This window comes from Streptomyces sp. NPDC053560, assembly GCF_044544605.1.
Classification (GTDB): Bacteria; Actinomycetota; Actinomycetes; order Streptomycetales; family Streptomycetaceae; genus Streptomyces.
The window spans coordinates 46344-58692 of sequence record NZ_JBITXI010000018.1 but is presented as its reverse complement, the minus strand read 5'-3'; the positions used below and the strand labels follow the sequence as shown (position 1 = coordinate 58692).

13 protein-coding genes are annotated in these 12349 nt (G+C 71.9%); 5 read left to right on the top strand and 8 right to left on the bottom strand.

Annotated elements, in window-relative coordinates:
* Positions 1–40: 40 nt before the first annotated feature.
* Together ACIGQF_RS34040 and ACIGQF_RS34035 are read right to left on the bottom strand one after the other, a co-directional pair.
* Positions 41–1087 (bottom strand): aldose epimerase family protein, encoded by a 1047-nt coding sequence (locus ACIGQF_RS34040; RefSeq protein ID WP_399718540.1) that lies wholly within the window; start codon positions 1085–1087, stop codon positions 41–43.
* A 41-nt stretch (positions 1088–1128) separates the two neighbouring features.
* Positions 1129–2052, bottom strand: a complete 924-nt coding sequence (locus tag ACIGQF_RS34035) for an SGNH/GDSL hydrolase family protein (RefSeq protein WP_399718537.1) — start codon at positions 2050–2052, stop codon at positions 1129–1131.
* Positions 2053–2377: 325 nt separating this feature from the next.
* Here ACIGQF_RS34035 and ACIGQF_RS34030 point away from each other — a divergent pair, with 325 nt between their 5' ends.
* Both ACIGQF_RS34030 and ACIGQF_RS34025 read left to right on the top strand, forming a co-directional pair.
* A complete protein-coding gene (locus tag ACIGQF_RS34030; protein ID WP_030618245.1) occupies positions 2378–2872 on the top strand; it encodes a DUF3145 domain-containing protein in 495 nt (164 codons plus the stop codon).
* Between the two features lie 65 nt (positions 2873–2937).
* Complete coding sequence (locus ACIGQF_RS34025) at positions 2938–3813, top strand: NAD(P)-dependent oxidoreductase (protein WP_399718534.1); 876 nt, start codon at positions 2938–2940, stop codon at positions 3811–3813.
* Positions 3814–3947: 134 nt separating this feature from the next.
* Here ACIGQF_RS34025 and ACIGQF_RS34020 read toward each other — a convergent pair whose 3' ends face one another.
* The 5 genes from ACIGQF_RS34020 to ACIGQF_RS34000 form a co-directional block, all read right to left on the bottom strand.
* Positions 3948–5228 carry a beta-ketoacyl-[acyl-carrier-protein] synthase family protein gene (locus tag ACIGQF_RS34020; protein WP_399718532.1) on the bottom strand — a complete coding sequence of 427 codons (1281 nt, stop codon included), beginning with the start codon at positions 5226–5228 and terminating at the stop codon, positions 3948–3950.
* Positions 5229–5304: 76 nt separating this feature from the next.
* Positions 5305–5553, bottom strand: a complete 249-nt coding sequence (locus ACIGQF_RS34015) for an acyl carrier protein (RefSeq protein ID WP_399718529.1) — start codon at positions 5551–5553, stop codon at positions 5305–5307.
* 103 nt (positions 5554–5656) lie between these two features.
* Entirely contained in the window at positions 5657–6703 is a 1047-nt protein-coding gene (locus tag ACIGQF_RS34010) for a ketoacyl-ACP synthase III (protein WP_399718527.1), read from the bottom strand.
* Positions 6704–6716: 13 nt separating this feature from the next.
* Entirely contained in the window at positions 6717–7673 is a 957-nt protein-coding gene (locus ACIGQF_RS34005) for an ACP S-malonyltransferase (RefSeq protein WP_399718524.1), read from the bottom strand.
* A gap of 89 nt (positions 7674–7762) precedes the next feature.
* Positions 7763–8947, bottom strand: a complete 1185-nt coding sequence (locus ACIGQF_RS34000) for a CdaR family transcriptional regulator (protein WP_030249149.1) — start codon at positions 8945–8947, stop codon at positions 7763–7765.
* 127 nt (positions 8948–9074) lie between these two features.
* Between ACIGQF_RS34000 and ACIGQF_RS33995 the strand changes: the two genes are divergently transcribed.
* Positions 9075–9785: a pirin family protein gene (locus ACIGQF_RS33995; RefSeq protein WP_399718521.1), complete on the top strand. Its 711-nt coding sequence runs from the start codon at positions 9075–9077 to the stop codon at positions 9783–9785.
* 20 nt (positions 9786–9805) lie between these two features.
* Here ACIGQF_RS33995 and ACIGQF_RS33990 read toward each other — a convergent pair whose 3' ends face one another.
* On the bottom strand, positions 9806–10630 hold the full coding sequence (locus tag ACIGQF_RS33990; protein WP_399718518.1) for a serine hydrolase domain-containing protein: 825 nt from the start codon (positions 10628–10630) through the stop codon (positions 9806–9808).
* A gap of 178 nt (positions 10631–10808) precedes the next feature.
* Here ACIGQF_RS33990 and ACIGQF_RS33985 point away from each other — a divergent pair, with 178 nt between their 5' ends.
* Positions 10809–11288, top strand: coding sequence for a MerR family transcriptional regulator (locus ACIGQF_RS33985; RefSeq protein ID WP_361556905.1), 480 nt, complete (start codon positions 10809–10811; stop codon positions 11286–11288).
* A gap of 39 nt (positions 11289–11327) precedes the next feature.
* Positions 11328–12344, top strand: a complete 1017-nt coding sequence (locus ACIGQF_RS33980; protein WP_399718514.1) for an aldo/keto reductase — start codon at positions 11328–11330, stop codon at positions 12342–12344.
* Positions 12345–12349 lie beyond the last annotated feature (5 nt).

Genomic DNA, 12349 nt, shown 5'->3' with positions numbered 1-12349 from the left:
GGCCCCCCGTGTCGGTAGGGGGCGAGCGCACACCCCTGCCTCATTCCGCCGTGAACGCGTACACCGTCCGCGACCGGAACACCTGTCCCGGGCGCAGCACCGTACCCGGGAAGTCCGGGCGGTTGGGCGAGTCGGGGAAGTGCTGCGTCTCCAGGGCGAGGCCGGCGCCCGCCTCATAGGGACGGCCGGTGGTGCCCGCGTACGTACCGTCCAGGTGCTCGGCCGTGTAGAGCTGTACGCCCGGCTCTGTCGTGGCCAGCCGTACGACGCGTCCCGAGGAGGGGTCGCTCAGCTCTGCCACCGGGCGCGGCGCGGGCACCTCCTCGGAAGGCGTGCCGATCGTCCCGGAGCCGTCGCCGACCACGAACGTGTGGTCGTAGCCGCGGCCGACCGTACGGCGGGCCCGGAAGTCGAAGCGGGTGCCCGACACCGGGGCCGGCGGCCCGGCGGGGATGCCTGTCGGGTCCACGGGGAGGTAGTGATCGGCGGCCATCCGGAGGCGGTGGGTCTCCGCGCCGCCGCTGCCGTCCCCGCTGAGGTTGAAGTAGGTGTGGTTGGTGAGGTTGAGGACGGTCGGCGCGTCCGTCGTGGCGCGGTAGGAGCAGGTCAGCTCGCCGGCCGCGGAGAGGGTGTACCGGACGCGGACGTCCAGCGCCCCCGGGAAGCCCTCCTCGCCGTCCGGGCTGGTCCGCCGCAGTTCCACCCCGTCCGGGCAGGGCGCGGCGTCCCACACGGCCGTGGAGAAGTTCGCGACCCCGCCGTGCAGGCAGTTCGGGCCGGCGTTGGCGGGGAGGGCGTACCGCTTTCCGCCGAGGGGGAAGGCGGCGCCTCCGATGCGGCCCGCGTACCGCCCCACCAGCGCCCCGAAGTACGACTCGCCGTGCGCCTCGTACCCGGCGGCGTCCGGGAAGCCGAGGGCGATCTCGCCCCGCCCGCCGTGCCGGTCCGGTGTCTCGATGCTCTGCACGATCCCGCCGTACGTCAGGATCCGTACCCGGACTGCGCCTGCTTCGAGTGTCCAGCGGTGGACGATACTGCCGTTTTCCAGGGTGCCGAAGGGCTCTTCGGCGGCGTGCGTCGCGCTCATGCGGTGACCCTATGCCCGCGTGCGCCCGCCCGTGCGCCGGGTCAGCCCCGGCGCTCGGCGCGGGTGACGGTGCGGTAGGCCATCTCGGCCAGTTCCCGCTGGCCCCGCTTGCTGGGGTGGAACCAGTCCCACTCGCTCAACTCCCGGCCGGTGAAGCGGTAGTCGAAAACCGCCTGGTCGAACCGGCAGCGGCGGTCGGTCTCGCACACCTCGCGCAGCGCCTTGTTGTACGCCACCACCTGGTCCCGCACCTCGGCTCTGCGGCTGTTCGCCGCGGACGAGACGTCGTCGGCGTCGCGCAGCATCGACTGGCAGATCCCGAGCTTCCACACCTGCTTGCCCACCGGGTTCTGCCTGCCCTGCGACCACAGGCGCAGCAGATCGGGCACCGCGGCAACATAGACCTGCGTCTTGGGCAGCGCCTTGCGCAGCTTCTGGAGGGACGTCCGGAAACCGGCGCGGAAATCGGCCGTCGGCGTCATGGCGGAGGCGTTGTTGCGGCAGGCGTCGTTGGCCCCGACCAGGATCGTGACAAGTTCGGGTTTGTGCGGAATCGCGCGGTCGATCTGGCGCGGCAGATCGTCCATGAGCGCTCCGGTGCGCGCGAAGTTCCAGGCGTGCCCGGACTGTTTCGCGACCAGGCGGCTGGCCAGGCTGCGGACCGCGGGGTCGGTGCCCGTGGCCCATGAGGCGGCCGAGCAGTCGGCGAGCAGTCCGCAGGCGTCGAAGCCGGCCGTTATCGAGTCACCGAGCGCGGCCACCGAGTCCGGACGGGTGTCCCAAACCGGTGTGGGGGACGGGTGCGGACGGGCCGGTTCCGTGCGCCCGTGCGCGCCTGGGGAGTTGTCGTCGCCGCCCCCGGAACCGCAGGCCGGGACGGTGAGGAGCAGCGCCGTCACGAGCGCCGCCGGCAGCGTTACCGGCCGCCGGCGGGGGCGTGCGGCGGCCCGTTCGATCTTTGCCATCCCCTGTCCCCCTCCGACGTGCGAGTGATATCTCTTCCGTGAGCGACGGTACGTCACTCCTCGGCGGTCACAGCGCGGTAGCTTTGCCCCGTGGCCGTCGGGCGGCGACACGAAGGAGTAGCGCACTCCGTACGAACAAATTACAACACGTCATTTCCTGTCCCTTTTGTGGCGAATTGAGCCCCATGGTGTTTACTGTAGGTAACCTTGCGTGCTGGTGCCGAAGTGATCATTGGGGCAGAATGTCAGCAGCTGTCCCGGCCGCGACCGGAACGGGCACGAGGCCGCTGGGGAAAGCGAACCTCGAACCGTACTGGAGGTCCCGGTGACGACACGTGGAGTTCTGTACGTCCACTCCGCTCCGCGCGCGCTGTGCCCGCACGTCGAATGGGCCGTCGCGGGCGTCCTCGGCGTGCGCGTCAATCTCGACTGGATCCGCCAGCCCGCCTCGCCCGGCACCTGGCGCGCGGAGTTCTCCTGGCAGGGCGAGTCCGGCACGGCATCCAAACTGGCCTCCGCGCTGCGCGGCTGGCACCTCCTGCGCTTCGAGGTGACCGCCGAGCCGTGCGCCGCCGCCGAGGGTGAGCGCTACAGCTCCACCCCCGACCTGGGCATCTTCCATGCGGTCACGGGAATCCACGGCGACATCCTGATCCCCGAGGACCGGCTGCGGGCCGCACTGGCCCGCTCGGCGCGCGGCGAGACCGACCTGGAGGCCGAGGTCGCCAAGCTCCTCGGCAAGCCCTGGGACGACGAGTTGGAGCCCTTCCGGTACGCCGGCGAGGGAGCCCCGGTCCGCTGGCTGCATCAGGTGGTGTGACGGCAGGCCCGGACGGTCCGCGCGCCGGTTGTCTTCGAGTGCGCTCGAACGCCTAGCGTGCCCCTATGGCTGACAACACCTCAGTGGCAGTGCTCGGCACGGGGATCATGGGCGCGGCGATGGCCCGCAACCTCGCCAGGGCGGGCCTGGACGTCCGGGTGTGGAACCGCACCCGCGCCAAGGCCGAACCCCTGGCCGAGGACGGCGCACGCGTCACCGACACCCCCGCCGAGGCCGTGGACGGCGCCGACGTCGTCCTGACGATGCTGCACGACGGCCCGGCAGCGCTGGAGACCCTGCGCGCCGCCGGTACGGCGCTCAGCCCCGGCACGGTCTGGGCCCAGTGCACCACCGCCGGCATCGAATCCCTCGGCGAGCTCGCGCGCTTCGCCCGGGAACACGGCCTGGTCTTCGTCGACGCACCCGTCCTGGGTACCAAGGCGCCCGCCGAGGCGGGACAGCTCGTCGTGCTCGCGGCGGGGCCGGGTGCCGCACGCGAACTGCTCGCGCCCGTCTTCGAAGCGATCGGCAGCCGTACGAACTGGATCGGCGAGAACGGCGACGAGGGCGCCGCCACCCGCCTCAAGCTCGTCATCAACAGCTGGGTGCTGACCGTCACCCACGGCGCGGCGGAGGCGATGGCGCTCGCCAAGGGCCTCGGCGTCGCCCCGCAGGAGTTCCTGGACGCCGTCGCGGGCGGCCCGCTCGACATGGGCTACCTGCGCGCCAAGACCGGCGCCCTGCTGGACGGCGACCTCGACCCCAGCTTCGCCACCCGCACCGCCGAGAAGGACGCCCGGCTCATCGTCGAGGCCGGCAGGGCGGCCGGCGTCCGGCTGGACGTCCAGGCCGCGGGCGCGGAACGCTTCCGCCGCGCCACGGAACAGGGCCATGGCGACGAGGACATGGCCGCGTCCTACTTCGCGAGCTTCGACGACTGAGGCGCGGCGTACACGAAAGGGCCCGCCCGGTCACTGACCGGGCGGGCCCTTTCACCGGCGAACACCGCAACCATCAATTGAGGAACCCGGGCGGCGAGCACGGGATCCGCGAGAGCGGCGCCGCTTTAGGCGCACTAAACAGTACGGAACGCCAGGACCACGTTGTGGCCGCCGAAGCCGAACGAGTTGTTGATCGCCGCGATGGTGCCCTCCGGCAGCTGCCGGGGCTCGTCGCGCACGATGTCCGCGTCGATCTCCTCGTCGAGGTTGTCGACGTTGATGGTCGGCGGGGCCTGCCGGTTGTACAGCGACAGGACCGTCGCGACGGTCTCGATGCCGCCCGCGCCGCCCAGCAGGTGGCCGGTCATCGACTTCGTCGCGGAGATCGCGATGTGGTCGACCTCGTCGCCCAGCACCCGGCGCAGCGCCTTGATCTCGGCGATGTCGCCCAGCGGCGTGGACGTGGCGTGCGCGTTGAGGTGCACCAGCTCGGCCGGCTTGAGGTCGGTGTCGTCCAGCAGGTTCTGGACGGCCGCCGCGATGCCGCGGCCGGTCGGCTCGGGCTGCGCGATGTGGTGGCTGTCGGCGGACAGGCCCTGGCCCAGCGCCTCGCAGTACACGCGGGCGCCACGCTTGGCGGCGTGCTCGGCCGACTCCAGGATCACCACGCCGGCACCCTCACCGAGGACGAAGCCGTCCCGGGCGGTGTCGTACGGGCGCGACGCCTTGGTCGGCTCGTCGTTGTTCTTCGACATCGCCATCATGTTGGCGAAGGCGACGAGGGGCAGCGGGTGGATCGCCGCCTCCGTGCCGCCCGCGACGACCACGTCGGCACGGCCGGTGCGGATCATCTCGATGGCGTACCCGATGGCCTCCGCGCCCGAGGCGCAGGCGCTCACCGGGGTGTGCACGCCCGCCTGCGCGCCGACCTCCAGGCCGACGTTGGCGGACGGGCTGTTGGGCATGAGCATGGGCACGGTGTGCGGAGAGACACGGCGTACGCCCTTGTCCTTCAGCACGTCGTACTGGTCGAGCAGGGTGGTCACGCCGCCGATGCCGGAGGCGATCACGGCGCCCAGGCGCTCGGGGGTGACGACGGCCGAGCCGTCCTCGGTGGTGTCCTCGCCGGCCGGGCCGGTGAAACCGGCGTCGGCCCACGCCTCGCGCGCGGCGATCAGCGCGAACTGCGCGGAGCGGTCCAGCTTGCGGGCGAGCGGGCGGGGCAGGACCTCACCCGGATCGACGGCAGCCGAGGCCGCGATGCGTACGGGCAGGTCGGCGAAGCGTTCGTCTTCCAGGGGCCGCACGCCGGAGCGGCCCGCCAGCAGACCTTCCCAGGTCGAAGCGGTGTCGCCACCCAGCGGTGTGGTTGCGCCGATACCGGTGACGACCACGGTGCGATTGGTCGCGTTCACGGGAATTCTTGTCTCCACAGGTAGAGGGGTCGAGAATCGACGGCGCCACCGCGGGGTGGCGACATGCGGAGCTGGGTCAGCTCTGGTGCTCGAGGATGTACTTGGTGGCGTCGCCGACGGTCTTGAGGTTCTTGACGTCGTCGTCGGGGATCTTGACGTCGAAGCGCTCCTCGGCGGCGACGACGACCTCGACCATGGACAGCGAGTCGACGTCCAGGTCATCGGTGAAGGACTTGTCCAGCTGGACGTCCTCGGTGGGGATCCCGGCGATCTCGTTGACGATCTCGGCGAGACCGGCGACGATCTCTTCCTGAGTGGCGGCCATGATGGCGCTCCTTCGGTGTTTTTCGAGTGAAACTGTGCTGTGTGGTGAAGTTCCGTACAGCGGCCGGAACGTCCCGGGGACGCCGGTGCTGTGTAGATCTTGCCTAGGGGAGAGTAACGACCGCGGCGGCGTACACGAGACCCGCCCCGAACCCGATGACGAGTGCGGTGTCGCCGCTCTTGGCCTGACCGGTCGCCAGCAGCCGCTCCATCGCGAGCGGAATCGAGGCGGCCGAGGTGTTTCCGGTGGTCTCCACGTCACGGGCGACCGTGACCGACTCGGGCAGCTTGAGCGTCTTCACCATCGAGTCGATGATCCGCATGTTGGCCTGATGCGGGATGAAGACGTCCAGATCCGCCGGGCTGACGCCGGCCACGTCCAGCGCCTCCTGGGCGACCTTGGCCATCTCGAAGACCGCCCAGCGGAAGACCGCCTGGCCCTCCTGGGTGATCGCCGGGTAGCGGATCTCGTCCAGGGCCAGCTGGTCGCCGGGGCCGTCGCCGCCGGGCACCGGGGTGCGGCGGTAGACGTCCCAGCCCAGGGTCTGCTTGATGGTCTCGGACTTGTCGCCCTCCGAGCCCCAGACCGTCGGGCCGATGGCCGGCTCCTGCGAGGGGCCGACCACCACGGCACCGGCACCGTCACCGAAGAGGAAGGCCGTCGCGCGGTCCTCCAGGTCGGTCAGGTCCGACAGCCGCTCCACGCCGATGACCAGCACGTACTCGGCCGAGCCCTCGGTGACCATGCCCTTGGCCAGGGTCAGGCCGTACCCGAAGCCCGCGCAGCCGGCGGAGATGTCGAACGCGGCCGGCTTGCCGGCACCGATGCGGTGCGCGATCTCCGTGGCCACCGCCGGGGTCTGCTTGAAGTGCGAGACCGTCGAGACGATCACGCCGCCGACCTGCTCCGGCGTGATGCCCGCGTCGGCGATCGCCTTGCCGGCGGCCTCCACCGACATCGCCGCGACGGTCTCCTCCGGACCCGCCCAGTGCCGCGTGGAGATGCCCGAGCGCGACCGGATCCACTCGTCGGAGGAGTCGATGTACTTGAGGATCTCCTCGTTCGGCACGACATTGACGGGGCGGTAGCCGCCCACGCCCATGATGCGCGCGTACGGGGCGCCCTGCGAGGGCTTGATCTTCGAGGTCATGCTCTTGGTCTCCTTATCCGGCCGAGTTCTCGGCAGCGGGAGAAGCGTGCTCGGCGATCAGCTCGCGGGCCGCGTCGAGGTCCTCCGGCGTCTTCAGCGCGAGGGTCTTCACGCCCGGCAGCGCGCGCTTGGCCAGGCCGACGAGGGTCCCGCCGGGGGCCGCCTCGATCATCGCGGTGACGCCCAGCTCCTTGAAGGTCTCCATGCACAGGTCCCAGCGCACCGGGTTGGCCACCTGGCCCACCAGGCGGTCCACGACCTCCTGGCCGGAGGCGACGGCCGCGCCGTCCTTGTTCGAGACGTACCGGGTGTGCGGGGCGGCGGCGGACAGCTCCGCCACCGCCGTCTCCAGCACCGAGACGGCCGGGGCCATGTGGACCGTGTGGAACGCGCCGGCCACCTTCAGCGGGACGACCCGCCGGGTGCCCTCCGGCTTGTCCTCGGCCAGCGCGGCCAGCTGCGCGGCGGTGCCGGCGGCCACGATCTGGCCCGCGCCGTTCACGTTCGCGGGGGTCAGGCCCAGCTTCTCCAGGTGCGGCAGCACGACGTCCGGCTCGCCGCCCAGCAGGGCGGACATGCCGGTCTCGGTGACGGCGGCGGCCTCGGCCATGGCCAGGCCGCGCTTGCGCACGAGAGCCATCGCGGCCTCGTCCGGCAGCACGCCGGTCAGCGCGGCGGCGGCCAGCTCACCGACGCTGTGGCCGGCGGCGGCGCCGACGCGGGCCGCGAAGTCCTCCGGCGTCGCGAAGAGCTGCCGCGAGGAGATCAGCGCGGACGCGACCAGCAGCGGCTGGGCGACGGCGGTGTCGCGGATCTCTTCCGCGTCCGCCTTCGTGCCGTAGCGGACCAGGTCCAGGCCGATGGCGTCGGACCAGGCACGGAGCCGGTCCTCGACACCGGGAAGGTCGAGCCAGGGAGTCAGGAAGCCGGGCGTCTGAGCGCCTTGGCCGGGAGCGACGAGTACGAGCACCCTCACACTCTCTCTTGTGGGAGGTCCCGCCCGCCCGTGGGGACAGGGACGAAGAACCATCTGGGTAATTGTTGGTGTCCGACAAAAGCTTAGGGCTGCGCCTCACCGTCTGCCAGGCGCCCCAGGATGAGGGCGATACGCAGGGTGAACGCCGAGCGGACGTCGGACGGCGACCATCCGGTGACGTCCGTCACACGTCGCAGCCGGTAGCGCACGGTGTTGGGGTGCACGAAGAGCATCCGCGCCGCCCCTTCCAGGCTGCTCGCCTGCTCCAGGTAGACGCTCAGCGTCTCCAGGAGGGCACTGCCCGCCTCCTCCAGCGGTCTGTAGATCTCCTCCACCAGCTGGTCACGGGCGGCCGGGTCACCGGCCATCGCGCGCTCCGGCAGCAGATCGTCGGCCAGCACCGGGCGCGGCGCGTCCGGCCACGCCGCACACGCCTTCAGGCCCGCCGCAGCGGCCTGCGCCGACCGCGTCGCCGCCAGCAGGTCCGAGACCACCGGGCCCGCCACCACCGGACCCGCGGCGAACGGCCCGATCAGCGCCTTCGCCGCCTTCAGCGGCTCGTCCGAACCGCCCGCGATCACCACCAGGCGCGTCCCGAGCACCCCCGTCAGCACCTGGAGCTTCGCGTGCCGCGCGGCCCGCCGGATCGCCTCCACCGTCAGCTCGCTGTCCCCGTCCGGGGCCGTACCGAGGACCACCGCCACATGCTCGGGGGAGTTCCAGCCCAGCGCCGCGGCCCGGGACACCGCGCCCTCGTCCGCCTCACCGGACAGCACGGCGTTGACCACCAGCGACTCCAGCCGCGCGTCCCACGCGCCGCGCGCCTCCGCCGCCTGCGCGTAGACCTGCGCCGTCGCGAAGGCGATCTCCCGCGCATACACCAGCAGCGCCTCGCGCAGCACCGACTCGTCACCCGGAGCGGCGACATCGTCGATCGCCGTCTCCATGACCTCGATCGTGGTGCGCACCATCTCCACGGTCTGCCGCAGCGTGATCGCCCTGGTCAGCTCGCGCGGCGCGGTACCGAAGACATCCGTGGAGATCGCCTGCGGGGTCTCCGGATGCCGGAACCACTCCGTGAAGGCCGCGATGCCCGCCTGGGCCACCAGACCGATCCAGGACCGGTTCTCCGGAGGCATCGCCCGGTACCACGGCAGTGTCTCGTCCATCCGGGCGATGGCATGGGCCGCGAGCTTGCCGGAGGACTTCTCCAGCCGGCGGAGGGTCGCGGAGTGCGGGTGGGCGTCGTGCGATGCGGGTTCAGACACGGGCACAAGCCTGCCTTATCGGGGCGGGGTGATGGCGCGGTGGGGCTACGGTGGCCAAATGCTGTGTTGCCCCGGGGGCCACCCCCGGACCCCCGGCCGGGGGTCGCGCGGGCCGGACCGAAGCGGAATGGGAGGCGAATTCGCGGTGATCGAGGTGCGCAGAGCCCAGGAGCGCTACCCCGGCGGGGACCCGCAGGCCGGCATCGAGACCCGCCACGCCTTCTCCTTCGGCCACCACTACGACCCGGACAACATCAGGTTCGGCGCGCTGATCGCGTGCAACGAGGAGCGGCTGGCGCCCGGCGCCGGTTTCGACGAACACCCGCACAGCCACACCGAGATCGTCACCTGGGTCGTCGAGGGCGAACTCACCCACCGCGACAGCACAGGACACGAGACCCTCGTACGGCCCGGCGACGTCCAGCGCCTCAGCTCGGCCCGCGGCGTACGCCACGTGGAGCGCAACGACGGCCCCGGACCGCTGTGCTTTGTCCAGATGTGGCTGGCACCCGCGGAGCCCGGCGGCGAACCGGACTACGACGTGGTGCGCGGGATCGCCGACGGCACCCCGTACGCCGTGCCGCGCGCCGACTCGATGCTGCACGTACGGCGGCTCGCGGCGGGCGACCGCACGGCCGTACCGGACGGCGCCCGGGTCTACCTGCACGTCGTACGAGGTGCCGTACGCCTGGGCGACGCGCTCACCGAGGGCGGCCAGAAGCTGCTGGAGGCGGGCGACGCGGCACGCGTCACCGAAGCCAGGGAACTGGAGCTGACCGCCGAATCGGCGGCCGAGGTCCTGATGTGGGAGATGCCGGCGGAGCCCACGTACGGCTGAGCGCCGGGGCGGGGCCGGGCTCAGGCGGCGCGCAGGTCCGCGAGCACCGCGTCCGTGAAGGGCGGCCACGCCTCGATGGCCCAGGGACCGAAGGCCCGGTCCGCGAGCGCGGCACAGGCGGCGCCCGCGTCCGGGTCGACCCACAGGAACGTGCCGGCCTGCCCGAAGTGCCCGAACGTACGCGGCGAGGACCCCGCACCCGTCCAGTGCGGCGCCTTGCCGTCCCGGATCTCGAAACCCAGCCCCCAGTCGTTCGGCTTCTGGTTGCCGTACCCCGGCAGCACACCCGACAGCCCCGGAAAGACCACCGACGTCGCCTCCGCCAGCGTCTCGGGCGCGACCAGCCGCGGCGCCAGCAGCTCGGCCCCAAAGCGGGCCAGGTCGGCGGCGGTCGACACGCCGTCCTTGGCCGGCGACCCACCCGCAGGCAGCTCGGTCGCCGCCATGCCCAGCGGATCGAGCACGGCCTCCTTCAGGTACTGCGGGAAAGGGATGTCGGTGACCTTCGTCAGGTGCTCGCCGAGCGCCTCGAAACCGGCGTTGGAGTAGATCCGGCGGGCCCCCGGCTGCGCCATGATCCGGTCCTCGTCGAACGCCAGGCCCGACGTGTGCGCCAGCAGGTGCCGGACCGTCGCCCCCTCCGGACCGGCCGGCTCGTCCAGCTCGACCGCGCCCTCCTCCACCGCGAGCAGCACGGCGTACGCGGCCAGCGGCTTGGTCACGGAGGCCAGCGCGAAACGGTGCTCCTGCGGCCCGTGCGTGCCGGCCACCGTGCCGTCGGCTCGTACGACGGCCGCCGCAGCAGTGGGCACCGGCCAGTTCTCGATCATCCGCAGGCTCTCCATGGCCCCGAGCCTAAGGGACGCCCCGCGGGCCCCCGCCGCGTGCCCCCGGCGCCCGCCGGCCGGTCACGCCCGGTCCGGCCCGGCCAAAGATTGCGCCAAGTCTGCGCTTGCTTGGAGTGCACTCCAGCTCTCTAGCGTTGAGGACGTCGTGAGGGAAACGGCGAACGGGAGAAACGGCATGTCGGTGATGGAGAGTGCTCCGGTCACGTCCCGGGCGAGGCCGCGCAACTGCGCCGGCGTGCGGGTGGGCCCGCGACGGCCGGACGGCCAGGACCGGTACACGATCAGTGAGGTCGTCGACTTCACCGGCCTCAGCGCCCACACGCTGCGCTGGTACGAACGCATCGGACTGATGCCGCACGTCGACCGGACGCACACCGGCCAGCGCCGCTTCACCAACCGCGACCTGGACTGGCTGGACCTGGTCGGCAAACTGCGGCTGACCGGGATGCCGGTCGCCGACATGGTCCGGTACGCCGAACTGGTCCGCGAGGGGCCGCAGACCTTCCCCGAGCGGGAGGAACTGCTGACCGCCCACCGCGAGGACGTCCGGCACCGGATCGACGAACTGCGCAGCACGCTGGAAGTACTCGACTACAAGATCGACCTGTACGCCGACGCACGCCGGGCGGCGGAACGGGAGCACGAACGTGGCTGACCGCCTGTGCACGAGCCCGGCGACGAGGGAGCGGGAACAATGACAGAGAAGATCGCATCCGTCGAGCTGGGCGCGGGCGGACCGCGCGTCGGCGTCCAGGGTCTCGGCTGCATGGGCATGAGCTGGGCGTACGGCCCCGGCGCCGACGCCGGGCAGGCCCGCGCGACGCTGGAACACGCGCTCGACCTGGGCGTCACGCTGTACGACACCGCCGACGTCTACGGCGGCGGCGAGAACGAGAAGCTCATCGCGCCGTTCATCCAGGCGCACCGCGACGAGGTCGTCCTGGCGACCAAGTTCGCGATCGTCAGGGACCCGTCCGACCCGTACAGCCGCGGCGTACGCAACGACCGGGCGTACATCCGCCAGTCGATCGAGGGCAGCCTCACGCGCCTCGGCGTCGACACCATCGACCTGTACTACATGCACCGCCGCGACGTGAACGTCCCCATCGAGGAGACGGTCGGCGCGATGGCCGAGCTGGTCACCGAGGGCAAGGTCAAGCACCTCGGCCTGAGCGAGGTCACGGGCGAGGAACTGCGGGCCGCGCACGGCGTGCACCGGATCGCCGCCGTCCAGTCGGAGTGGTCGCTGTTCAGCCGCGACGTGGAGCGCAGCGTGGTACCGGCGGCGGCGGAGCTGGGCGTCGGCTTCGTGCCGTACTCGCCGCTCGGCCGCGGCTTCCTGACCGGCTCGTTCGTCAGCGCCGACAAGGAGCTGACCGAGGACGACTTCCGCCGTACGCAGCCGCGCTTCACCGGTGACAACGCGGCCGCCAACGCGGGTCTCCTCGCGCCCGTACGGGAGATCGCGGAGGCCCGCGGCGCGACGCCGGGGCAGGTGGCGCTGGCGTGGGTGCAGCAGCGGGCCGAGGTCCACGGGCTGGCCGTCGTCCCCATCCCCGGCACGCGTCGCGCGGAGCGCGTGACGGAGAACGCGTCGGCGGTTGGCCTCCGGCTTTCTTCCGACGAACTGTCGCGGCTGGAGCCGATTGCGGGCCGGGTGGCCGGGGATCGCTACGCCGATATGGCGTTCACGTCGGCGGGCCGCGAGTAGCCCCC